Origin of the sequence: Rhodococcus sp. WB1, assembly GCF_001700945.1 — a bacterium.
GTDB classification, from domain to species: Bacteria; Actinomycetota; Actinomycetes; order Mycobacteriales; family Mycobacteriaceae; genus Rhodococcus; species Rhodococcus aetherivorans.
Map to the genome: position 1 here is coordinate 15,350 of NZ_CP015530.1, position 22,806 is coordinate 38,155.

The following is a 22,806-nucleotide window of genomic DNA, read 5'->3' on the forward strand; positions in this document are numbered from 1 at the left end:
CCCGGGGGGTCGCGTTCTTGGCCTTGTCCAAGGCGGTCCAGATATCCGACTCGGACGCAATTCGCGGACGTTCGTCGTCTAAGGAGCCGATAGGGGACGTGGAGGGTAGAACCGGGGGTCGAGCCTGAAGATTCGGCGGCGAAACGTACGATATCCGGCGCCGGCGACTGCGGTGTCGACGAACTTTTCCTGCATGTGGACGGCGCCGAGCTCGACGAGTTGCTCCAGCCCTCGATTTCGAGTGGTTTCCGACAGTCCATGCCGATCGTTGAAGGACTGGGGACTGAACCAGATCCCGTCGCTGTCGTGCTTCTCGGCATTGAAGTAGTAGTGCAGTAGTACGAACATGGCGAGCGCCGGCCCATCCAGATTCCCGATGAGTCCCTGGGTCCATAGATGCTCGGGGAGCCGAAAGTAGCCGGGCCCGGGCGGGTCTGTGAATGGTGGTGAGTATTCGTCGTGCGGGGGGATTTCGCTTCGCAGGGTGACCGTCGAGTTGTACCCGTGTTGTCCTGGGGTGAGGTGAATGAAGCCTCGCCGGTTCAGTTCGTGGAAGTTTGTCGACACGGCTCGGGCGCCTTTCCTACCCGGATCAGGTAGTCCGATCACCTCCGCCCACCACCGAGCCGACCTTGAGGATGTGTACGGCGGCGTCGACACCACCCACAGTGCGGTTAGGAGCAGCGCCAGTCGAGTGCGACCCCCACGTCCTCCTCCGCCACCACTCGCGCTGCTCATCAATGCACCCATAGGCGACTGCGAGTGGCCCTGAGACTTCAGGACGAACGCGCGTCGAAGAGGCGCCCCCATCCCGTAGCGACGACCTTGCAGACGGGTGGCGAACTCCCGCGCGGCAGCTGGCGCTCCCGGCGGCTCGGAAGGTGTCGTTGAAGCACTCATCGAGATGATATTACATTCACTACTACTCAAACGTGGGGTACATTCCACGCTAGCGCACAGAAATCGGTGAAGTGCTAGTTTCCGAGCCGGAACGCTGTTAGCGTTCTCTTCGCGGCAGCCCGGATAGAATCATCGTGAATCCGGGCCGTCCCAGCGGTGAGGTAAGCGCGACCAGGTCAGATCGTGCACGCTCCGCCGAACGACTGTGCGTGTCCAGGTCCGACGTCACACAGCCGTTCCGAGCGGATCGCCCGAGCCGTTGCTGACGCGAAAATGCCGTAGAAGAAGGGCCCCGGGAGACCGGGGCCCTTCTTCTGGTTGAAGGACCGGCTCGACCGAAGAAGAACAGGGCCGACGCTTCCAGAACGACTTCAAGTCGTTCCACCAGCCCCGCCGCTGGGAGGGCGGCCCCGATCTCAATCCCGTCGGGAACAGTCGAGCTGGGCGATCCGGTGACGCTCGTCGAGCACCGCGTCGACGACGCGGGTCGGGATGCGGAAGTCGGCGCCTTCGCTGCGGCGCAACCGACGCCGGATCTCGGCGAGCAGGGCCAGTTCCGCATCCAGCCGTCCGAGCCGATCGTCGGGCGGCATCGGGGTCATTCGCAGGCGATACCGTCGTTGTCGCGGTCCAGATGCGCGGCGTAACCGGGGTCGCCTCGGTACAGCGGCGCTGCGCCCGCGGCGCGGACCTGCGAGCAGTTCTTGTAGTACACATCCGCCGGGGGATCGGGGGCGGTCTGCGGCGCCGGAGTCGGGGCCGGTGCAGGAGCCGGTGCGGCGAGGGGCACCGAGTCGGTGGCGCCGTGGCACGGCGGTCCCCACAGGCCGGTGCCGCTGGTGCGGGCCTGGTCCTCGGCGGCGACGATCGCCGGATACTGCTGCACCGGAGTGTTGTCGAAGACGTAGGACTTGGCGACCCCGGCGCGGGCGGCCTCGACGCTGTAGTTCCAGCCGTCGGGCTTGACCACGTACGCCAGGGTGCGCCCGTACGCGTCGACGGTGTCCTGGGTGGGATCGGCGACCAGAGCCACGGGCTGGTTCAGCAGCGTCTCGGTGGCGAACGCTGTGGCCTCCGGGCCCCAGCACCCCACGGTGTGGCCGGGTTTCTTCGTCTCCGGGGTGTCGATACCCAGGATGCGGACCGTGACGGTGCCCGAGGCGGCGTCGGTGACCTGCACGGTGTCGCCGTCGACCACGGCGGTCACCACGGCGGTGGGCAGCACCGGAGCCGGCTCGGCGACCGCGACCACCCCCGAACCGCAAGCGAGCACACCGGTACCGGCGCAGACCATAAGAACCTTCTTCATGGCGCTCATCAATAGCAGACAGACCGGACATCGGGCGCAGGCACGCCGACGCTCCTCGGAGAGGTCGAGGGCTCGGTAACCCCGCGCAAGGCTCTGCGTATCGGGAAACATCAGACCCGAAAGCCGGGCCGTCTGTACCGATGAATAGATTTTCCCTTCATGCAGGTGAAGCGGTTGACCCATGCGCAGTTGAAGAAGGCGCTGACACGGCAAAGCGTCTATCAGGCAATCCGCGAATGTGACCGACTCGGGCGTGAACGGTTCCTTGCCGAAAACGGTTTTGACACCGCACACGAGTACTTCCTGATCCACGACGGACGGGCATACGACTCGAAAGCCATTGCCGGCGTCGCGTACCGGTTCGACACGGGAGAAAAGGTGGTCGCTGCCAACTTCTCCGGGGGCAAGCCCATCGTCGCGATGCTCACCGACCTCGGGTTCCGGGTGACCGGGGACGCCGATTGGACCTGGCCCGAACTAGTCCTCGCATGCGACCTCCTCTACGGGCGCGGTTGGTCCACGACGATCCGTGCCAGTGACTCCGCCGTGCAGGAACTGTCGCAGTACCTGCGTTCACTGGACACCGATTTCGCGTTGTCGCCGGGATATCGCAGTCCCCATAGTGTGCAACTGAAACTTGAGAACATCCGCACAGCCCATCCTGACTACCCCGGCAAGCCGACGCGAGGAGCACGGCTGGACCGCCTCGTACTCCAAGCCTTCCTCGCCGACCCCGGCGGTATGCATGAGTTGTCGACACGGCTGCGCACCGACACATCTCTCGCAGAGATGCGTACGGTCGGCACCGAGGAGGAGTACCCCGAGGTCGATGAGCTTGGCACGCTCGACTCCGAAGGCGTGGCGTCAGCGCTCGAAGGAGCAGTGAAGCGGCGGTGGGCCGCAGCGAGGGAACGAGACCCGAAATTACGCAAGCAGAAGATCGCACAGTCGATGCAGGAACGAGGCGAGGTGTCCTGTGAGGTATGCGGATTCGATTTTGCTCAAGTGTATCCAGGGCACGGAGACGGCTACATCGAGGTGCACCATCGGGTTCCGTTGCATGTATCGGGCGAGGTCTCGAGCACCCTCGACGACCTCATCCTCCTTTGTGCAAACTGCCATAGAATAATCCACCGAAAGAAGACCTGGCTCACACCCGACGAACTGCGCCAGATCCTCGCCACCCGAGTTAATCGGAGCTTCGTCGTTGGTCGGACATAGGGCTCCCGGGTGTGGATGACGATTCGATGTAGAAACCTTCATCATCTGCCACCTGGGACCCGTCTCGGTCAACGACACCGACGGCACCGAATACTTCGCATCTCCTTCAGGTGCACTCCATTTCAGGAAGAGCCCCTTAACGTCGCCTGCAGCTAGCGACGAGCCGCTTATCCCACATGAACATTTCCGGAAGGAGTCGCGTAATTAGCTGGTCCACATCCCACGGGGCCATCGCAGTTCGAGGTCTGACCGTTACTTGTGTCCACACATTACAGACTGTGGCTGGTCCGATAGAAATAGGGGAGCGCTGGTAGGGCGATACGGGGCGCCCATGAGCTGTATCGCCACGGCCACCGCCAAATTCTTCCATGTCATCCATCCAAACCGGGTCAAAGTCAGTCTCGCTGAAACCGAGTGGGAGAAGCAGGGCTCGAAGATTGTTGGGTTTGACGCCGTTGTTCGTATCAACCCGCTTTATATACCACTTAACAGCGGCTGCAATTCTAGCGTCGTCGGGCAACAACCATTGGGATTCTTGCCGTGGAAGTCCAGAAACCTGTGCATAAAAATGCGAATCGAGCAGCCCGCTCAATTGAGGGCTTTTTCGACCGAAATTCTTGTACTCATGTAATGATGCATGGACGGATCGCCGACATGCCTCTTCGAAGAAGTACTCTACACAGGCGTGTGCCGCTACTAGAAAAGCATCGCCACTGATAAAATCCTGCTCGCTAGGCACCGGCCTATATGGTCTTGCAAATGCCGTATGGATCAATTTTAGCGATTCTCGTAGCTCCGGGAAGGCTAGCAGTCGTCGTGCCACCTTCTAATTCTCCGGTATGTCTACAGTCTTTACGCCCGTTACTGTACTCAGTACCCTTCCCCAAATTCCAAGTCGAGTTAGGACTGCACTGCGAGTCTTCGTTGTGCTTGTCAAAGATGACTGGAAACGTTCCTCCTGGGTGCAGGCTCCTTCAAATGCGAGTCGAACGCTTTCAGGAGAGGATAACGCGGCGGCTCGAACTGTGGCATCCTGGAGGTGAAACGCCATGCAATCGAGAACGGCTCGGTTCTTCCGGGACTCGTAGCGGCCATTTGAAAATCGACGAAAGGCGTGCTTTCCAAATATAGAATTCGTCGCGTTCATGGCCAACTCAAGTCCTTCGGCGCTGTCGGCCACTGCTGGCGACACTTCATCCCATTCACGATTCATGATCTCGCATGTTTCATCGAGAAATCGTCGAAGATTTCCTCTGTATTCTGAAATTCGAGTGGTCAATGCTATGTGGCGAATTAGGATTTCTGCATCTCGCATACGGAAGTCCGGTTTTGTCGAGCGTGCCCCCCCTAGGAATTCCTTTAACTGACTGCTTTCTGCGGACGTCTGCATTGCATATTCCATAAAAGGTCCGGGGTGTAGAGCGCGCCGCAATTCCTGAGGAGAAAGACCGACGACGTTTGAATTAAGTCTCAAAAATGTAAGATATAGGAGACTTTCGCTCTGCCAGCCCCGAAGAACGACTGCCCGTATGGCTTGATTCTCAAGAGCGGCTACGGATTGTTCGAGTGCGCTATCTTCTCGAATTTCATCATAGGTCTTTCCGTTAAGGTTCCGGAGAACCTCAAGTCCGGTAAGTCGCATAGGGGTGCCGTCCATACCGGCGAAACGTTGCAGGCTGCGTAACCGCTGTTTGCCATCGAGGACTATAAACTTTCCGCGCGCATTTGGTCTTTCGGCGAGAATCACTTGAGGAACAGGAATTCCTAATATTAGTGACTCGATAAACCGGGCTCGCTTGCGATCGGACCATACATCGCGGCGCTGGAACGCGGGTTCGAGATCGAATCGGCCGCGGCTCAGCTGGTCGATGATCGTCGTTACGGTCCAGTCCGTTCCCCACGTGACCGCTTTGTCTGGTGCAATATCGTCCGCAAGGTCGCCCTCGGACAAGTCCATCGATAGGGCGTCGTCATTGTGTTCGCTCATTTGGCTCCTCTGGTCGTCAATACCTTATAGCCAGGCGAAGGCATGGACATGATGTCGGCCACCTCCACGGATATTGCGAAGCTCCCGACGTAGCAGATCGTGGGGTCTCGTCACGACGGTCGGTGGGCTGCCACCGTGCCCCCGCACCGCCCCAGTGATGCAGTATGGCCAGAAGGGTCGGAGAGCGCGATCATCGAGGCGGCCAGCACTTAACGGAGGGTTTAGACCAGGCTCGGTGAAACGCGATTCGAAGTCAGTACTTGACGTAATATCCGTTATCGGCGTTCCGTGAACAACTGCGCCACAGTAGTTTTCGGATCAAATCGGCACAGTCTCCCATGGGAACGAGGTGCTGCGAGCGCACCTGCGAGGGCCCGTCGGCAGTGCCGGCGCGGCCCGGGCGCTGTGCGCTGCCGCCCAGGCTGCCGGATTGATCGACTGGCACGGTTCAGGCCCTGTACGAGCCTGAACAAACTGGTGTTCTCGCGCGACGTGCGGCGTCGGTGCCATGGCGTCACGATCGACCCGTTGTTCTGTCCAAAAGTACTGCACTGCAACAGTTGTGATGGATAATCGTGCTTATCCACCAATTGCGTTGTAGCGATAATTATGAAGGAGCGACCAGACGAAGGAGGGCGAGTTCTCCTGCGCATGCCCATCGTGCGTCGTTGCAGTCCGACAGCTGTACCTCGTAAGACGGCGGAAGCACTCGGACCGATTTGAGACCACTAAGAGCGTGTCTCTTATGGATTAGATCGTGTGTGCGGCATGATGACGGTCGTGGTCGATGCGTTGTCTTCCCGGTTGGTGCCGGATGCGTTGTGGGAGATCGTCGAACCGTTGCTGCCCGGATTCCGGGCGCGGCCCCAGGGTGGTGGGCGGACGGCGCTGGACGATCGGGCGGTGTTCACTGCCATCGTCTATGTGCTCACCAGCGGTTGCGCGTGGCGGCACCTGCCGCCGTCGTTCGGGGTCAGCGTCCCGACCGCGCACCGCCGCTTCGCCGCGTGGGCCCGGGCCGGGGTGTTCGACGAGCTGCACCGCCAGGTCCTCGACCGGCTCGGCGCCGGCGGGGACCTGGACTGGTCCGCGGCGATCCTGGACGCAGCCCACGTCCGGGCAAAAAGGGGGGCTCTCTGACCGGCCCCAGTCCGGTCGATCGCGGCAAGAACGGCTCGAAGATCCACATCCTCTCCGACGCCGACGGCATCCCGCTCGTGACCGCGGTGACCTCGGCGAACACCCACGACAGCGTCATGCTGCAACCGATGGTGACCGCGATCCCGGCGGTGCGCTCGCGCCGCGGGCCGCGGCGCCGGCGACCCGGCCGGTTGCGGGCGGACAAGGGCTACGACTACCCCGTCCACCGCCGGTGGCTGCGCGCCCGACGTATCGTCCCACGCATCGCGCGCCGCGGCGTCGAGAGCAGCGAACGCCTCGGCCGGTACCGGTGGAAGATCGAACGCACCCTGGCGTGGCTGACCGGCTACCGCCGGCTGACGATCCGCTACGAACGTCACGGCGAGCACTTCGCCGGTTTCCTCCAACTCGCCGCCGCGCTGACGTGCTGGAAGAAGCTCCCCAAATGAGACATCCCCTAATACTGCAACGACACTTCCGGATCCGAAGGTTGGCGACCTGGTGAAACGCCATCCATCGACTGCGTGGATATGAGCAACGACCTGCACTTTCCTGGATGTGCGAGCCGAAGTGTCGTTGCAGTACTAATACTGCAACGACACTTCCGGATCCGAAGGTTGGCGACCTGGTGAAACGCCATCCATCGACTGCGTGGATATGAGAGCAACGACCTGCACTTTCCTGGATGTGCGAGCCGAAGTGTCGTTGCAGTACTAATACTGCAACGACACTTCCGGATCCGAAGGTTGGCGACCTGGTGAAACGCCATCCATCGACTGCGTGGATATGAGAGCAACGACCTGCACTTTCCTGGATGTGCGAGCCGAAGTGTCGTTGCAGTACTAAGTGAGCTGAAGTGTCAGACCAAGCGACCCGAACTGGGCCCCGTTTCTGGCACGCACTCCACTGTCGCTCCCCCGGTCTACCGAGACCGGCGCCGGCCCCGGCGCGCCCCGCGCCGCGGCCCCGGCCATGGCGTCCGCCTGCCGTTCCAGGCCGTGGTCCTCCCTCTTGGGCGCCGGGCGTCAGCGACGACGCGGCGTCCTGCTGCGCGACGTGTGCCAGCTCGTGGGCGAGCAGGCCGCGCCCGCGCTTGGAACCGGGCGCGTAGCGGCCGTGCCCGAAAACGATGTCTTGGCCGACAGTGTAGGCCGCCGCGCCGAGGACGTCGGCCGACGACGACGCTTCAGCGCCGGTGTGCACCCGAATCCCGGCGAATGACCGGCCAAACCGCTGCTCGAACAGCGCTCGTAGCGCCGGGTCGAGCGCCTGGCCGGGCGTCCCGAGAGCCGCGGCGGTCGACGCGCTCCGCTGCTCGTGCCGCAGTCCGTGGCCGACGGGAGCCCCCGCTCGGCGGAGGACCCCGGACCGGCGGCCGCCGGTCACGGTCCTGGAGCCACGTACAGCCGCATCCCCACCTGCCGTTTCTCTGGCTCAGTATAGCCGAGGGGTCGCCGTCAGCTCCTCCGTTACGCCGGAACCTCACGGGCCTCATGCCGTGCACGGGTCGGCGAAGATCGCCGCCTCAATGGCAGAGTCGGGCACGGTTGGATCGATGACTCGGTTGAGGTCGAGCGTGCCGACGGAGTCACCCTCCTTGACCGTCCACCGTCCGTCGGCCCCCTTCCGGTAGACCACCTCGTGCCGGTTCACCACCTGGCGGCCGAAAATGTCGAAGCGGCACTCGCCCACGTCCCATCCGAACGACATGGTGTCCCCGACCCCTTTGGCCGCCGCGGTTGCGCGGATCCGGATCCGCCAGACCGGCACGTTGATCCGGCTGCTGGGCGGCACGCTGAGCTCTGCATCCCGGCCCGGGTCGATCAGCCAGGCGCCCAGGTCGTAGAGCCGGCCCTCACCGCTGGGGGCATCTTCGGGGACGTAGCCCTGGCTGGCAGCCTGCTCCTTGACCCGCTTCTGGACCGCGCGCTGGTGGATCCAGCCGACCGCGATCGGACCGAAGAAACTGAGCACGCCCGACCCGATGCCCTTAAGACGCCCCCCTGCCAACCCCGGCCGCCTCGTCCCCACTTCCGGGGTGGTCACCGTGGGCTTCTCGACCGGGGCGACCGTCTCTGGGGTAGTCACCGCGGGCTTCTCGACCGGCCCGGGCCCTGTGGCGGTGCCGGACGGCGCCGCCGCTGCCGACGAGGGTGCCGGGGGTGGTGAGATCGGCAACGACTCGCCCTGGATCATCTTCGGCACGTAGCGGTAGGCAGCCCCGCCGGGGGTCTCGGACACGGGCGGTGGACCGGGTCGTGCCGGTGCGGTGGCCGCTGTGCGTGCCGTCGTCTTTGGACCCGCCGTGCGCCCCTCCTGTGCCGTCGGAGCCCACACCTCGAAGGCAGCCGCCTTTAGCTCCTCGGCGAAGGCGCGCAGCCGCGCGAGGCAGCCGCCGCAGGCGACTTGGTCGACCGCCACGATGACGCGCCCTCCGGGGAGGGTCCTGCCGCCCAACCGCAGCCTTAGGCGGGTCACGCCCTGGGCCTCGGCGTGCGGGTTGCCGCCACCCTCGTAGACGGCCAGCTCGAACGCCACCTGGTTGCCCTGTGCGTCGACGATCTTGATAGCCGCGTTGGTCTGGTACCCGGGCCCTGCCGGCGTGCCCCGCGTGCCCTCGGCCAGGGACGCATGGGGAATCGGCGGGATACCGCCCTCAGGAGTGGGCTTCGCGGCGGCGAACTGGCGCTGTTCGACGACGAGCCGCACCATCGACTCCGGCGTGGGGTTCTCGCCGACGGGCGCCGACAGCACGGCGGGGGGCGATGCCGCCGCGCCAGCCGGGGACAGGGACGCAGCGCCGCCGCCCGCCGGGCGCACCGACGCTCGCACAGCGGCGACCAGCCGATGCTGCAGGGCCGCGCGCTCCTGCTGCAGGGCCGTCACCTCCTCGGTGGGCAGGCTCCCCGACTCCGCCGCCTTCTTCTCCAGGGCTACCAGCTGGCGCCGCAGCTCCGTGGGGTTGTCCTCGGCGTACAGGAACCCGATCCCGGTCGGTCGGGGCAGCCTCACCGGTCCGCTCCCGAGCACCTCGTCAGCCACACGGCGGGCCTCGTACTCCTCCGGAGCGTCCGCGTTGCCGATCCACAGCGACCCGGCCATAGGCGTACTAGCTTGCTGGATGACATGGGCGAGCTCGTGCGCTAAAAGCCGTACACCTTCGACGGACTGGGGCGAGTAGCGGCCCGCGGCGAAGACCACATCGTGTCCCCTGGTGTAGGCCGTCGCACCGACCTCCTTTGCCGAGGACGCCGCCGCGGCGTCGGTGTGCACCCGCACCCCACCGAAGTCATGGCTGAACCGGGACTCCATGAGCCTGCGGACGCCCGGGTCCAGGGCGACCCCGCCCGACCGCAGCACCCGGTCGACGGTCGGCGGCACTGGCTGGAGCCCCGCGGAGCCCGGCCCGGCCGGGGTCCGCCGCACCACGCCGTCCTCGCGGTCGTCACCGCCACAGCCACAGCCGCTGGTGGTGCGGTCGCAGGACCGCTGCATCAGCCTCGCCCGGTTACCGACCGGCACGTCCGCCTGCGGGGTGACAGGGCCCGCGCGGGCCTGGCGGGCGCCCCCGACCCCTGGCGACGTGGCCGCCGGTTCACGCGCACGCACGTCCGGCTCCTCGAGTCATTTCCGGTCTCCGGACGTCCGGCTTTGAGGCGTCCGGCGCGACCGGGAAGCGCGTGGTCCCGCGCCGCCACCGCCGCTGTCCCCGCTACCCCTGTCACCCGCAGGGGACTTGGGCTCGGTGCCGTCGGTCGGTTCGGTGGGCTCAGCCTCGTCCTGGGGCGCTGGAGTGTCGACGTCGTTTGAGGCGCACGTGCGCCAGTTATCCTGAGCGGACACCACGATCCGGCGGCACGCACAGTTGTCGATCTTCGTGATCGTGCCGTCGTCTTCGAGGGTCACCTCGGCCAGCACCACCCACGGGCTGTCCGGAACGGGGGGACAAGTCGGGTTCCCTGTCGTCGGGACATCTTCCGGAGGCAGGTGTGAGTTGGGGCAGCCGTCGAGGGTGAGGGCGCGAATCTCGTAGCCGTCGCAGTACCGGGAGTATTCGCACGGTGTCTCGTCGCAGCCGCACTCGGCCGGCTGGGCGCGCACCGGCCTCGCCGGCACCTCGCGGTAGCGCACCGCGACGTACCGCGGCCCCTCCGGTTGTTCGACACGTACCTCTGTGCACCAGACATCGTCAGCGTCGTCGGGATCGGCGACGGTGGCGTTGCCCTGTAGCGACACCTCGCGTGGGAAGTCGATCAGGATCTCATCGCCGTATGGGCCAAGGACGTAGCCGGGTTGCACCTGCACCATCCATGGCTTCGTACCGCCGTGCTCGTTCGGCACCGGACAGACCAGCGCGCCGCACACGACCCCCCAGCCGTGCAGGTACACGTTGTGCCGGCGGAGCCGGTCGCGGAAGTAGTCGGCCTCCAGGGTCAGTTCGTCGGGGGTCATGAGCTGTCGGGGGAAGTAGCGGGGCCGTTCCCGGACGCCGCTCCATGAACCGGCGGACCGGGACCTCGTCACGTGCTGCATGATCGCTCCTGTGGTCAGGTGGGGAGGGACTTACCGGGCGTTCCGGTCCGAACGTTCCTCGTCGACGATCCGGGTGAGGATGTCGACGAGGATGTCGTTGCCGAACACGAGCGGGCGGATTGTGATGTCGATGTCGTCGATTGCGCATTCGCCCGGCTCCGAGTCGCAGTGCAGGCGCACGTTGGCCAGTGGGATGCAAGGGTTTCGGGGCGGCGGGGGGCATTCCCGGGTGATCCAGCGGGCCAACGCGGCGTAGTCCAGCTCGCCGCGGTACAGCACGTCCGGGAACCGGCAGCTCAGCTCCGGCGCCTCCACCTGACCTGGCTCGAACGTGACCCGGTAGTGCTCGCGGACCGCGCCGGGCGCGCAGGGTGTTGTAGTTTCGCAGTCACCGGCGAGTACGGCCACGGGATCGGTCTCGCACTCGTGGTAGCAGAGCCCCACGGTGACCCAGCCCTCGTGCGACCGCGGCTTTCCCGAGTATCCGCCGTCGCGCGCATCGGCCTGGTGGGCCGGATCAGCGGCCGCCGCGCCGCGACCGTCGTCGTCCTCGGAGTCCGCCCCGTCCGAGCGGCATACTCGCGCAATCAGCGCGGGCGGGATCGGTATCGAGGGCGTGCGCGTCGGCACGACGATCTCCCGGCCCCGACGGTCGATCGCGACCCCGCTTGTGATCACGACCGCGCAGCCGTCGCCCTCCTCCACGTCGAGTCCGCAGACGACGCCGCTGCCGGTCACCAAACGGTTGAGCAGCCGTCGCATCTCGATGCCGTAGGCCGTCTCCAGCTCGAAGTGGTAGACGTCCATCATCTTCCCGTGGAAGAAGCGGTTGCGCCTGGGCGCGACCAACCCCGATTGCCGCGCCGACCCGGATGTTGCGTTCATGATTCCTCCACGTCACTGGTCTCGAACCGACGCCGAACCGAGGCGTGTCGACACGCCGATTCCGCCGGGTTGCCCGATGCGCCCGGGCGGCGCCCCGCCGAGTACGAACCTGTCGCCGAGCACCGCCTGCTCTCCGAGCGGGGCCGGCGGTAGCTGGCCGCGGACGATGGTGTCGATGCCGAGCCTGTTGCCTTTGCCGATCGGGAATCCTGGGTCCACGCGGCAGATCTGATACTCGGTGTGCGCCGGGCATTCCCGCTGCAGCACGGCCTCGACGGCCGCAAGCCGCTCGGCGCTGTAGTTCGCCCCCTGGTAGACGCGCACAGTGAACCGGTGTGCGACCTCGTCGAACAGTGGCATGCCGTACTTGTCGTTCTCGATCAGGTGTGCACGGTCGACGGTGGCGGTGGACCCGAGCACGGCGCCCTGTGGTTCGGCGGCGGCGAGCCGGGTGGTCACGCCAAGGACGGAGGTCTCCCGCTCGGCGTCCGGGCTCGCCTCGCCCGCAGCGAGTGCCCACCACCCGGCCGCCGTGATCGGTTCGTCGATCCAGACGTCCACACCGGTGCTGCGGCGCAGGGCCTGTCGCAGCCCGGTGGTCGTGCCGCGCAGCGCCGACTCCTCGTAGGCGTGGGCGACCACGTCCCGCAAAGTCGAAATGTGCCGGTGCGCGACGACGTCGACTGCCATCCAGCGGGCCAACTCCGCGAGAAACGGTGTCGGCGCGGCGGCCGAGTCGAGCAGCCGGGGCAGACCGGCGATCTCGTCCTCCACTTCGCCGAACAGGCTCTCCGCGAGCGCCAGGTAGCGCGGCAGGAAGGCGGATCGGTCGTCGTGGTACACCGCCGGCAGGTGTGGGAGGTAGCCGGGGTGGTTGTATTCGAGCCGAATCTGCTCGACCTCGGCCGTGCCCGTCCCGTCGCCGGTGAGCAGGACGCCGATCCAGGCGAATCGTGCCGCGGGCCGCTGTACCAGGAACTCCGCCAGGTCGGGAGGGCCGGGGCTCCACTGCGGGACGCGGAACGGGTCGAGCGAGGCCCCGTAGATGGTCGGCTCGTGTGCCGGGCTGTCCGTGGTGTGCACAAACAGCTGCGCATGCGCGCCCGCCGGCAGCGCCGCCAGCGTCGCGACGACCCGCTGCCAATCCTTCTTCAGCGGCGCGAATCCGCCGAACGGGCCGCCCCACGCCATGCCGCAGCGGACGAACGCGGCGCCCAGCGTCAGCCGCGCAGGTGGGCTGGAGCCGCCCGAGTGCACGAGGAGTCCGCCGTGGCCGTCGAGGGCGAGCGCGGCGACCGGGCCGGCGTACCCGGCCGCGGCCCCGACCAGGGTTCCGTCCCGGCGTAGCCGCAGCACCGAGCCTCCCGCGCCGACGTAGACCGCGTCCTGGGTCACGGCCAGCCCGAGAGGGTCGGCGGGCACCTCCAGTGCGTGGTCGGCGAGCACGTGTCCGGTCGGGTCGGCGACGACCAGTGCGCGGCGGCCGCGGTCCAGGATGCAGACCACCGGTCCGTCCGGGTCGACGACGACGGCCACCGCGACCGGGTCGACGAGGTCGGCCTCGTTGCCTAGCCGTGCAGCGAAGGCCACCACGATTTCGCCGCCCGCCGCGAAGCGCTGTACTCGTCGGTTGCCGCGGTGGACGACGTAGACGTCCCCGGTCGGGTCCACGTCGACAGCGACCGGTTCGTCGAAGTGGTCCGGCCGGGACGCTGGGCCGGGATCGCCCCACACGTCGAGCAGCTGGTAGGTGTTCAGGTCGAACAGTTGCAGGCGGTCGTTACCGGTGTCGGCGACGATCAGCGCCGCCCGGCCGGGGTGCACCACAAGGCCGCCAGGGTCGCGGAGTTCGGTCGGTTCGGTGCCGACGCCGCCGAGGCACGGCATAGCCCGCCACTGCCCGTCGCAGTCGAACCGGAATACGGTTCCGGTGGCCGGGTCGGTTGTGAAGACAGTTCCGTCGGCGGCGACCGCGAGACCTGCCGGGGTGTCCGTGGCTCGGCCGGGCTGCGGGGCAACGGACTTCATGGCGGCAGGTAGGTCGGCGAGGCGGAGCCGACCGTCGACGAGTTCCAACCCGCGGAGGTGGAACTCGGGCCAGGCGTCGTCCCGGTTGACATGGACGACGCCTGCCTCGACCCCGGCGGTCATCCCTCAACCCCCATCCAACCGACCGTCCATTTGTCGGCGATCAACTCGGCCACCGACGACAGCCGCTGCTCCGCGTCCCGGTCTCCGTCACCGTGGGTGAACTCCAGGACGATCACCCGGACTCGGAAACCGGTCGGGGTCGGCTCGACGATGCTGAGTTGCCCGTCGAGGATGATGGTGGACGACTCCTCCCTCATGTCCCCGATGGTGAACAATCGGATGCCGTCGATCCGGGCGAAGTAGCACGGGACCGTCCGGAAACCGGCTTGTCCGGTGTCGATGCAGGCCGTGAGCCCGCCGCGGACCTGGTAAAACGTCCGGAGGACAGTCCCCAGTGACACCCCGTCGACCTGGGGGTTGCCCTCGTCGTCCCATGGGTTCCAGTCCTCCCACTCGGTCGGTGTCTGTACACCGCACGCGATGTAGGGCTGCGACGGCGGGCGGGCGTTGCGGCGCTGTGCGATGTCGATGTCGCGGTCGAGCTGACAGTGGCGCACCGCAGCTTCGGCGAGTACGAGGTCTCGGCCTGTGAGGATGTCGGTCTGGTCGTTCGCCGGGGTGCCGTCGGGGTTGAGGGGAACCCAGCAGAAGATCGGTTCCTCGCGCAGCCGGACGGCCCCGTCGGTGCCGCAGAGACCGGCGCGGTGCTCCACCTCTTCCAGGTCCGCGTCGTCCGGGTACTGCACGGTCAGCATGAAATGTTGAGGCTGTCCGGTCCCGTCGTCGGCCACTGGTGGGACGGGCACGGTGCGCGGGCCGGTCAGCACGATCTCCCGGCCGAGGTTGTCGATCGCGTACCCGGGCCCGATGCCCACCTGTCGCTCGCCCTTATGCCCGGTCACCGTGAAGCCGTTGCCGATGCCGGGCTGGTGCAGGCTCGTGTTGTGCAGCCAGCGCATCTCCCGGTTGAACTGCTCGATGCGCTGCAGATCGTCGGCGAACAGGCGCTGTCCGTCGAAGAAGCGCTGCCGTTCGACCGAGCGGGTGTCGTCCAGCGAGCTCATGGCCGTCCTTCCCCCTGCTGTTGGATGCCGGTCCAGGCGATCGCGAGGTTGGTGATCTGGGTGACGCTTCGGATGGCCTCTCGGAGATCCAAGGGCCGCGACGCGACGATCCGTTGCTGGGGAGTGAAGCCCTCCATCATGTACAGCCAGGGCATCAGCAACCGGAAGGTGAATCCGTCCCGCTGTTGCCGGGCGATGTGCTCGAACGGCCCGAGCAGCAGGAACGGCAGTCGTGCGTCCCAGATCGATCCGGTGACCTGGGCGAAGTAGCAGGGAGTGGTTGTGAAGCCGGCGGCAGAGGTGTCCACCTCGACCTGGATGCCGAGCTTCAGCGGCTTCTGCGTGTTGTCCTGCTCCATCCAGGGCTCCCAGGCCGTGGCGCCGGGGATGGTTGCACCACGCCCGATGCGGGGGCGGGCTAGTGCCCGAACCTGCGGTGCGCCGTCCCCGGCGGCGCCGAGCGGGACGCCACCTGCGGGCACGACGGACCCCGACGGCACCCAGCACAGCACCACTTTGTCCCTGCACCGAGTCAGCGCCAGCTCGGGTGTCGGGTCGCCGGGCGGGACCGGCACCCGGCGCTGCCGGTCGAGGATCAGCTCGCGGCCGTGGCAGTCGTAGGCGAGGCCCGGCTCCACGATTGCGACACCGTCGTCGCCGATCGCGACACCGAGCCCGGAGACGATCCCGTACGTGTGGTGCAGGGCGCGGTTGTGCCACCACCGCAGCTGGTCGTCCTGCTCGGTCTGGGCGGTGAAGTCGCGTCCGGACAGGGTCTCGCCGCGGTGGTGACGCAGGCGCAGCGGGCCGGTCCTGGGCAGGGGATGGGCCATTGATCGGTTCACCTCACATCGATCTCGTGCGGGCCGGCGTCGACCAGGCCGAGCGGGCCGACGCAGACGTTCCCGCAGCTCACTGTGCCGTCGCCGGAAATCAGCTCCAAGGCGTCGACGTGTTCGACTCCCTGGACCTCGTCGATCACGGCCAGCATCTCCGATCGGTAGACATCGCGTCCGAACGGCCAGCCGGTGGCATCCGGTCCGCCGACCAGGGGGTGCAGGAAGCGGTTCAGGGCGGCACGGACCGCGTCGGCGAGCTCATCTGTCCCGTTCCCTGCCACGGCGCGCACCGCGGCCCGAACGGTGACGCGCACGTACTGCGGCCCGGTCACCTCGATTCGGGTGCCGATGACCCGACGTCGGTCCAGGTAGGCGGCGACCGCGCGGCGCAGGCCGGGCCGGGGCGTCGGGCGGTCCACCGGTAGGTGCGGCAGGACGATCACTGTCACCACGCCCGGGGCGCGCTGGCAACCGAACCCGGGATGCAGGTTGGCGCGGGCCTCGACCCGCGCGAGGCGGACGCCCGGGGTCTGCCGGGCGAGCTCGGCGTAGTCGTCCAAGGTCACCGCCCGGCCCGCCTGCCGGTGGCGGTCGCGGGCGCGGGCGATCGCGGATGGCACGGTCTCCGCGGCCGTACCGCCGATCGCAGGCACGATATTGGTGATCCGGGCCAGCTGCGCAGTCAGCTCTGCGAGCTCCGGGACGACCGCTCGGTTGTGGGGGGTGTCGGCTAACGCGGTGATGGCCCCGGCGGTCACGTTTCCGTCCTGCGCCCGGGTCAGGTCGGCGGTGATCAGCACCGTCGCCCCCGCAGGCGGGACTCGGCCGTGTTCGCCGTCGCCGAAGCGCACCGCGCCGGTCGACGGGTCGACGACGACGTGCGCGTCCGACCGGGTGCTCGCGTCGAAGTCCGGCCGGGGCGTCCAGCCCCGCCACCTGCCGTCCTCGAAGCCGGCCACGCTCACTCCGGCGGCCACGAGCGGCGCGCCGGGGACCACGACCTGCTGTTCGGGTCCGCCGGTCCCCCGGATCAGTGCCGCCGCCTCGATGGTCAGCTGCTGTTTCGGAAGGTCCAGAGCGAGTAGCCGCACGGTCGGTCGTGCGGGGGTGACCGGACCGAACTTCAGGTGGAGCACCTCGTTGCTTTGACCGAGCACCGCGTCGAGGGCGGTCAGCTCGCCTGGGACGGGCGGCGTGCCATCCACATGGACGTTCGGCGCCAGCCGGAGCCGCACGACCGCAGGGACGGCCTGTTCCACTTGCACGGCGTTGTCCGTCAGACCCGCCAAGATGGGCACGGCGTCGTAGCCGCCGCGGACCAACCGAAGTCGCAGCCAGGTACGGTCCTCGGGATGCGCGCCCACCAGGCCGGCAGACGCCGGTGCCGGGACCCGCACAACCATCCGCCCGTCCAGGGTCAGCGCACGGGTGCCGTCGTCGACGGCGTCCGCGGGCAGCGGCAGCCAGATCTGCGGCGCGAGGCGCAACTCCCAGCGCAGCACGACGTCGTGGTGCACGAGCCCCGCCCCGGCCAGCGGTGTGGTCGGTTGCGAGCAGCTGAGGACATCCCACGGCCGGACGCGGCTGGCGACATGGGCGGCGGCCTCGGCCGCGAACGCCGCTCGCTCGTCGACACCGGACCGCCCGCCGGCGAGGGCGAAGCCCAGGCTGAGGGGTGTCCCCATCGGCCACGGAGCGGGCAGATCGAACCCGAGGTAGAGCGCCGCGCCCGGGCCCGGGTCGGGCCCGAACGGCTGGATCGGCTCGCCGTGCGACCAGGCCGGGGTGAGGTCACGGGGATCCTCGTCACGAGCGCCGGTGGCAAGTACGGTGGCCAATCGGCCGGGCTGCACAGTCAGCCCATGCCGTGCCCGGACCCGAACCGGAACCCCGTACGGGTCGTTCCCGGTGAACTCCAGGCCGGCTGGAAGCGGGGTGGGCGGCGTGCCCGGGGCGAGCCCGAGTCCGAGAATCGTTGTGGCGGATCGGGGCGGTGCGGGGGTGATTCCGGCGAGGGCGAGGAACTTGCGGCGATGTGCGTCCGTGATCCGATTGACGCGGTAGAGGTCCATCTCGGCGACCCAGGCGAACAGTTCCAGGACCGTGATGCCCGGGTCGTGGACGTTGTGATCGGTCCATTCCGGGGCGTGGAAGGGGATCAGTGCCCGTCCCTCCTCGACCAGGTCGGCCCAGCGCCGGTCGTCCAGGTTCGGCAGCGGCACGCTTGTCATCGCGTCACCCCCTCGGCCAGCTCGAGGTGCAGCGTGCCAGCGACCACCGTCCGGTGGGCGGCCACTACGACCTGCTCGCCGCCGAGGCGTCCGTCCACGGACAGCGCCAGGTGTTCGACGTGGTCGACGCCGGCCACCCGTTCCAACACCGCCGCGACGTCGGACAAGGCCACACCGCGTCCGGCGGCCCAACCGGTCCCGTCCGGGCCGCCGTGTACCGGGTGGAGCAGCCGTTCGAGCGCGGCCCGGGCCCGCACCGCCACCGGGCCGGACTCGGCCGGGTCGTCGGCCACGATCGTCGCCTCTACGTCGACGGGCTGGTATTCCGGCCCGGTGACCTCGATCCGGCCGAGGCCGGCTACGGTGGCCTCGGCCCGGGCCTCGACGTAGCGGCGAACCTGCTCGCGCAGCCCGAACGACGGCTGCGGTCGGGGCTCCGCGGTGGCCGGAACGATCACGAGCGTGATGTGGCCCGGGCGACGCCTGCCGTCCGCGGTGCGGCCGGCCAGCGCGGTGGCCGCGGCGACCGCGGGCGAGGCCTCCCGCGCCAGCGCCGCCAGGTCGGTCACCGACAACCCGCGGCCCCGGTGCCGCAGGGTCGCGGGCCCGCGCCGACGCAACGCACCGAGCGTCTCGCCGTCGGAGCCGCCCTCGGCGGGCATCGGATTGTGGACCGACTCCAACCCAGCTACCGAGCCCTGGAGTTTCGTGATCGCCCCGGTGGGGACGTTGCCGATCCGGCCGCCGCCGCTCTGGTAGCGGCGGGCGAGGATCGCCGCGCCGGCCGGCGGCACCTTGCCTGTGCCGCTCCCGCCGAACTGCAGCCGGCCGCGGGAGCGTTCGAGGATGTAGTGACGGTCGTGGGGTCCGGAGCGGAACAGCTCGTGCACGGCCGTCCACCGCACCCACACCTCGACGACATTCTTGTCACGGTCCCGGCGCAGCCGTAGCGTCCGGTAGGTGATGTCGCCCGCCGCCTCGCGGCCGAGCAGTGCCTCGATCTCCCGCAGGGCGCGCTGGTCGCCGGGGAAGAGTTCGCGGGCCACGATTCGCCACTCGACGGCGGCACGGGCACCAGCGAGCTCGCGCACCTCGATCTGCTCCCCGGGCAGCACCGGTATCTGACGGATGGCGAAGGTTTGGTCCGGGAGTCCGGTGCTTGTGCCGATGGGGTCGTCGACGATCGTCTGCTGCTGTACGACCCAGGTGGCGTTCGGGAGGATCGCGCGGATCGTCGGGCTGCCCGGCGGGCCGTCCTCGGCGAGGCGGGCGCGCAGCCACCAGCGGGGCGTGCCGAAGCGGGCCAGCGGGGCGCCGTCGCGGGGTCCGATCAGTTCGACCAGGCCGGGCAGCCGGAGCCGGCGGGTGCCGTCCGCCACGGTAAGTGTGCGCCATCGGCTGCCGTTCCAGAACTCCCACGTCAGCGCCGGTCCGAGGTCGCTGTCCAGGTCCTTCCAGATGTCGAAGAGCAGACCGATCCGGTCGACCGGCAGTGGTTTGTCGAAGCCGAGGTAGAGCGCGGGCGTCAGGTCCGGCGGGGGGGTGAACGGTCGGAAGACCCGGCCGGGCCAGATCGCCTCGTCGGTGCCGTCGGTGTATTGGAAGTCGTTGTAGGTGAGCACCCGTTCCGGCGGGAACGGGCCGAAGGTCCAGGAGTAGCCGAGCTTGATCTCGGTCAGCGCCGGTGGGGTACTGACGACGTAGGTTAGCGTGTTCTTCTTCTCGGTTCGGGTGTCGGTCCAGGTGACCGTCTGGGTAAATCCGAACCCGCCGCTGACCAGCCGCACGCGCATCCAGCGGCCCTCGACGTCGGCGACGGTCGTCGGCTCCATGTCCTCGGGCACCGTCAGCACCACGGTGCCGAATCCGGCCGCGTCGGTGTCGGACACGTCCGGGTTGGTTTCGGGCACGTCCGGGTTGGTTTCGGGCACGCCCGGGTTGAGGTCGGCCGGCGCGGTCTCGGGGTCCGCCGTGAACCCCGGCACCACGGCCCACTCACGGCCGTTCCAGTATTCCCAAGCGACGTGGTGGGTGAGCGGGCTCGTCGTCGTGCCCGCCAGCTCGTCCTGGGGCGTCTGTGTCCGGACATAGCACACGTGTAGCTGGGCCCCCGGCTTGCCGAAGGCTTCTGCGGAGGAGAAGTAGAACACCGCGCCCGGCTGGGGGTTCATGCCGAACGGGTAGAACGGGGCGCCGAGGTCGACTGTCGTCCCGTCGACGACGGCGGCATCGGGCGCGAAGCCACCCACGATCGTCGGCGGCGTCGCCGGTGTGGTGGCCGGGCGCACCGGCCGGATGGTGATCGTCGAGATCCGGAGCTGTTCCACCTCGGGCAACAGCTGGTCGAGGTCGGGCAGCAGCGGCTCGGTGAGCCGGCCGCGGATCCAGAAGTTTTCGATCCCCGCGACGGTGGTGGGTGCGGTCTCGGCGCAGTCGGTGAGCAGGTGCACCGTTCCCGTCCCACGGAATCCTGCGGTGCCGTCCTGGAGGTCTGCGCCCTGGTGGTCGCAGGCCGCGACCGAGTTCCGGAATGGCCGCCACACGGCGCCGTCCCAGTACTCCCAGACGGTGTCGAGCGGCTCCGATGAGCCCTGGCTCAGTTCGAGTTCGAGGGCCACGTCGCTGTTCCCAGAGATCGCAAGCAGCGTCGAGTGCCCGACGTAGAGGTGGTGCGGAGCGTCCTGCAGGTCGGCGAGTCGCCATGGAACGAACGGATGCCCAGCGTCGACGGTCGGCGTGTGGTCGATGAATTGGTCGCGGCCCGGCCAGAAGCTGCGCACCTCGACGAGTCTTGCGGCAGCGAGCCCGAGCCCACGTTCGGTCTCGAACAGGACCGGACCGGGAGGCGCGGTGACCGCCGGGGCACCGAGCAGGTCCGGATCGGCGTCGGTCGGTTCAGGGTCCGGGGGGTCGGCGGCGAGTCGGGTGCCGGCCGGGACCCGGCTGTCGTTCGTGTCGGCCGCCAGGGTGAACACAACAGGCGCGCGGGCAGCCTGTGCGGGCATGAGCACGACCCCCAGCATGGCGAGCAGTGCGAGCTGGTGTTTGACGGGCACTTGGTTGAGCCGGGTGGTGATCGCCGCGAGGTAGCCGCCCAGGGCCTCGGTGAGGGCGACGTCGGGTCCCGTGTCCCCGGGCCGCCATTCGGGCACGTAACCGGGCCGGCGCGCGAGCAGCGCCGCGACGAATGCGGCGGCGTCTCGGGGGTCGACGACCGGATCCGGCTGCTGCCTCATGACGCTGCCCCTTCGTCCAGGTAGAACGGGTAGACGAGGTTGTACAGGCTGTTGGTCCTGCGCACCCGATAGCTGATGTCGATGAGGAGCCGGTTCCGTTCCTCGGTGTCGGATGTCACGGACACGTCGAGGACGTCGATGCGTGCCTCGAAGTCCACCAACGCATCCCTGACGCGGTTGCCGAGCCGGATCATCGTGCCCGGATTGATCGGCTCGAACACGAACGAGCGCAGGCCCGCGCCGAAGGCCGGCCGCATCACCCGCTCTCCCGGTTCGGTACCCAGAATGATCCTGATGGACTGCCGGATGTCCTCCTCGTGGGCGACCATCGCGGGCGTCCCATCGGCCCGCAGCCCGACCGAGAAGGCCCAGCCGACGCCGAGGAAGGCCGGAGGATCGGAAACCATCTCATCCTCCGATCTGCACGGTGGGCAGGCCGAGGACGATCGGTGCGCCGCAACCGACCAGATCGCCCAGTCGGGCTGCGGGCCGCCCGGCAATCAGGACCGTCGCGCTGCCCTTGACGACCGGGCTGGGTGGATGCGGTCCAGCAACAGGGGGCATGGCGCACGCGTGCATGTCGCCGACCACCGCGGCTGGCATGCCGCCGACGAGCACCGTTGATACGCCGGGTCCGGTGAGGGTTCCCGGGTGCCCGGTCGGATCGAGGATGCGCGCAGCTGGAGGCATCGTCCGCTCCCCTAGTTGATCTTCACGAGGGGGGCGGCGACGTTGCAGACACCGCTCGACTTGACATCGGTCTTCGCCACGCCGTTGATCTCGACCTGTGCGCCCTTGATGCTGACCTGCGGCGCCTCCAACGTGATCGACTTGGCGGCGGTGATGTTGACCGACTGGGTGGTGTTGTCCAATGTGACCTTCACAGAACCGGCGAGGTTGGTGAGCTCGATCTTCGTCGGGTCGATCGTGATCTTCTGGCCGGTTGACGTAGTGATCGTGACCGCCTGCAGCAGGTCGTCCAGCTCGATCTGGTGGCCGGTGCCCGGCGTCATTCCGCTGCGAAGGATCCGCGAGGTCAGCGCGGTGACCGGGTCGGTGACCGGGATGCGGTCGCCGAGGTTCCACAGCCCGCCGAGTAGGAAGGCGTCTCTCGGATCACCCGCCGCGAAGGCCACCAGTACCTCGTCGCGGACACGCGGGGCGTAGAACAGTCCCGTCCCCGACCCCGCGCCCGGTGCCGTCAGCCGCGCCCAGACCTCGCGGTCCATCGACGGGATGCGCACCTTGACCTTGCCTTCCATCGGCACGTCGACGTTGTTGGTCACGACCCCCGCGGCGATGCTGATCGGAGGCGTGCCCCCGACGTCCGCGGTCCCCGACTCGAACAGTGCTGTCATGATCGCTCTCCT

17 protein-coding genes and 1 pseudogene are annotated in these 22,806 nt (G+C 67.8%); 2 read left to right on the top strand and 16 right to left on the bottom strand.

The window, feature by feature from the left end; all coding sequences use genetic code 11:
• Positions 1–78: 78 nt before the first annotated feature.
• The 3 genes from A4U64_RS28365 to A4U64_RS26655 all read right to left on the bottom strand — a co-directional run bounded on the left by A4U64_RS28365 (position 79) and on the right by A4U64_RS26655 (position 2,209).
• Positions 79–567: a hypothetical protein gene (locus tag A4U64_RS28365; RefSeq protein WP_157127627.1), complete on the bottom strand. Its 489-nt coding sequence runs from the start codon at positions 565–567 to the stop codon at positions 79–81.
• A 749-nt stretch (positions 568–1,316) separates the two neighbouring features.
• Complete coding sequence (locus A4U64_RS26650) at positions 1,317–1,502, bottom strand: hypothetical protein (protein WP_065923603.1); 186 nt, start codon at positions 1,500–1,502, stop codon at positions 1,317–1,319.
• Positions 1,499–2,209, bottom strand: a complete 711-nt coding sequence (locus A4U64_RS26655) for a thermonuclease family protein (protein WP_198163462.1) — start codon at positions 2,207–2,209, stop codon at positions 1,499–1,501. The genes A4U64_RS26650 and A4U64_RS26655 overlap by 4 nt, the downstream gene beginning before the upstream one ends.
• A gap of 159 nt (positions 2,210–2,368) precedes the next feature.
• On the opposite strand from A4U64_RS26655, the gene A4U64_RS26660 reads away from it, so the two are divergent.
• Positions 2,369–3,430: an HNH endonuclease gene (locus A4U64_RS26660; protein ID WP_065923605.1), complete on the top strand. Its 1,062-nt coding sequence runs from the start codon at positions 2,369–2,371 to the stop codon at positions 3,428–3,430.
• Between the two features lie 826 nt (positions 3,431–4,256).
• On the opposite strand, the gene A4U64_RS27980 is transcribed toward A4U64_RS26660, so the two are convergent.
• On the bottom strand, positions 4,257–5,417 hold the full coding sequence (locus tag A4U64_RS27980; RefSeq protein ID WP_084648735.1) for a DUF262 domain-containing protein: 1,161 nt from the start codon (positions 5,415–5,417) through the stop codon (positions 4,257–4,259).
• 771 nt (positions 5,418–6,188) lie between these two features.
• Between A4U64_RS27980 and A4U64_RS27985 the strand changes: the two genes are divergently transcribed.
• Positions 6,189–7,006 (top strand): IS5 family transposase gene (locus A4U64_RS27985; RefSeq protein WP_442971938.1). Its coding sequence is split into 2 segments (ribosomal slippage): positions 6,189–6,539 and positions 6,542–7,006, totalling 816 coding nucleotides; the frame shifts between segments, so codons are not numbered across the junction.
• 601 nt (positions 7,007–7,607) lie between these two features.
• On the opposite strand, the pseudogene A4U64_RS29280 reads toward A4U64_RS27985, so the two are convergent.
• From A4U64_RS29280 to A4U64_RS26725, 12 genes and pseudogenes are all read right to left on the bottom strand, one after another.
• A pseudogene (locus A4U64_RS29280) lies at positions 7,608–7,943 on the bottom strand (eCIS core domain-containing protein); the annotation flags it as partial.
• A gap of 105 nt (positions 7,944–8,048) precedes the next feature.
• The gene (locus A4U64_RS26675; RefSeq protein ID WP_065923606.1) at positions 8,049–10,166 is read right to left on the bottom strand and encodes an eCIS core domain-containing protein; all 2,118 of its coding nucleotides are present in this window, start codon (positions 10,164–10,166) and stop codon (positions 8,049–8,051) included.
• Positions 10,167–10,181: 15 nt separating this feature from the next.
• Positions 10,182–11,009, bottom strand: a complete 828-nt coding sequence (locus A4U64_RS26680; protein WP_065923607.1) for a hypothetical protein — start codon at positions 11,007–11,009, stop codon at positions 10,182–10,184.
• Between the two features lie 111 nt (positions 11,010–11,120).
• Complete coding sequence (locus A4U64_RS26685; RefSeq protein WP_065923608.1) at positions 11,121–11,975, bottom strand: hypothetical protein; 855 nt, start codon at positions 11,973–11,975, stop codon at positions 11,121–11,123.
• Positions 11,976–11,987: 12 nt separating this feature from the next.
• Positions 11,988–14,126 (bottom strand): phage tail protein, encoded by a 2,139-nt coding sequence (locus tag A4U64_RS26690; protein ID WP_065923609.1) that lies wholly within the window; start codon positions 14,124–14,126, stop codon positions 11,988–11,990.
• Entirely contained in the window at positions 14,123–15,130 is a 1,008-nt protein-coding gene (locus A4U64_RS26695; RefSeq protein WP_065923610.1) for a hypothetical protein, read from the bottom strand. The genes A4U64_RS26690 and A4U64_RS26695 overlap by 4 nt, the downstream gene beginning before the upstream one ends.
• Entirely contained in the window at positions 15,127–15,963 is an 837-nt protein-coding gene (locus A4U64_RS26700) for a hypothetical protein (protein WP_065923611.1), read from the bottom strand. Before A4U64_RS26700 ends, A4U64_RS26695 begins: the two co-directional genes overlap by 4 nt.
• An 8-nt stretch (positions 15,964–15,971) precedes the next feature.
• A complete protein-coding gene (locus A4U64_RS26705; RefSeq protein ID WP_065923612.1) occupies positions 15,972–18,200 on the bottom strand; it encodes a putative baseplate assembly protein in 2,229 nt (742 codons plus the stop codon).
• Complete coding sequence (locus A4U64_RS26710; RefSeq protein WP_065923613.1) at positions 18,197–21,436, bottom strand: putative baseplate assembly protein; 3,240 nt, start codon at positions 21,434–21,436, stop codon at positions 18,197–18,199. Before A4U64_RS26710 ends, A4U64_RS26705 begins: the two co-directional genes overlap by 4 nt.
• Entirely contained in the window at positions 21,433–21,843 is a 411-nt protein-coding gene (locus tag A4U64_RS26715) for a GPW/gp25 family protein (RefSeq protein ID WP_065923614.1), read from the bottom strand. The genes A4U64_RS26710 and A4U64_RS26715 overlap by 4 nt, the downstream gene beginning before the upstream one ends.
• 1 nt (position 21,844) lies before the next feature.
• The gene (locus A4U64_RS26720) at positions 21,845–22,126 is read right to left on the bottom strand and encodes a PAAR domain-containing protein (protein ID WP_065923615.1); all 282 of its coding nucleotides are present in this window, start codon (positions 22,124–22,126) and stop codon (positions 21,845–21,847) included.
• 11 nt (positions 22,127–22,137) lie between these two features.
• Positions 22,138–22,794 carry a phage baseplate assembly protein V gene (locus A4U64_RS26725; RefSeq protein ID WP_065923616.1) on the bottom strand — a complete coding sequence of 219 codons (657 nt, stop codon included), beginning with the start codon at positions 22,792–22,794 and terminating at the stop codon, positions 22,138–22,140.
• Positions 22,795–22,806: the final 12 nt, after the last annotated feature.

Bases quoted from the DNA above. Each gene is read 5' to 3' on its own strand.
- A4U64_RS26725 (WP_065923616.1), bottom strand. From the start codon at position 22,794: ATGACAGCACTGTTCGAGTCGGGGACCGCGGACGTCGGGGGCACGCCT.
- A4U64_RS27980 (WP_084648735.1), bottom strand. From the start codon at position 5,417: ATGAGCGAACACAATGACGACGCCCTATCGATGGACTTGTCCGAGGGC.
- A4U64_RS26690 (WP_065923609.1), bottom strand. From the start codon at position 14,126: ATGACCGCCGGGGTCGAGGCAGGCGTCGTCCATGTCAACCGGGACGAC.
- A4U64_RS26710 (WP_065923613.1), bottom strand. From the start codon at position 21,436: ATGAGGCAGCAGCCGGATCCGGTCGTCGACCCCCGAGACGCCGCCGCA.
- A4U64_RS26705 (WP_065923612.1), bottom strand. From the start codon at position 18,200: ATGACAAGCGTGCCGCTGCCGAACCTGGACGACCGGCGCTGGGCCGAC.
- A4U64_RS26655 (WP_198163462.1), bottom strand. From the start codon at position 2,209: ATGAAGAAGGTTCTTATGGTCTGCGCCGGTACCGGTGTGCTCGCTTGC.
- A4U64_RS26700 (WP_065923611.1), bottom strand. From the start codon at position 15,963: ATGGCCCATCCCCTGCCCAGGACCGGCCCGCTGCGCCTGCGTCACCAC.
- A4U64_RS26685 (WP_065923608.1), bottom strand. From the start codon at position 11,975: ATGAACGCAACATCCGGGTCGGCGCGGCAATCGGGGTTGGTCGCGCCC.
- A4U64_RS26680 (WP_065923607.1), bottom strand. From the start codon at position 11,009: ATGACCCCCGACGAACTGACCCTGGAGGCCGACTACTTCCGCGACCGG.
- A4U64_RS26720 (WP_065923615.1), bottom strand. From the start codon at position 22,126: ATGCCTCCAGCTGCGCGCATCCTCGATCCGACCGGGCACCCGGGAACC.
- A4U64_RS26695 (WP_065923610.1), bottom strand. From the start codon at position 15,130: ATGAGCTCGCTGGACGACACCCGCTCGGTCGAACGGCAGCGCTTCTTC.
- A4U64_RS26650 (WP_065923603.1), bottom strand. From the start codon at position 1,502: ATGACCCCGATGCCGCCCGACGATCGGCTCGGACGGCTGGATGCGGAA.
- A4U64_RS26660 (WP_065923605.1), top strand. From the start codon at position 2,369: ATGCAGGTGAAGCGGTTGACCCATGCGCAGTTGAAGAAGGCGCTGACA.
- A4U64_RS26715 (WP_065923614.1), bottom strand. From the start codon at position 21,843: ATGGTTTCCGATCCTCCGGCCTTCCTCGGCGTCGGCTGGGCCTTCTCG.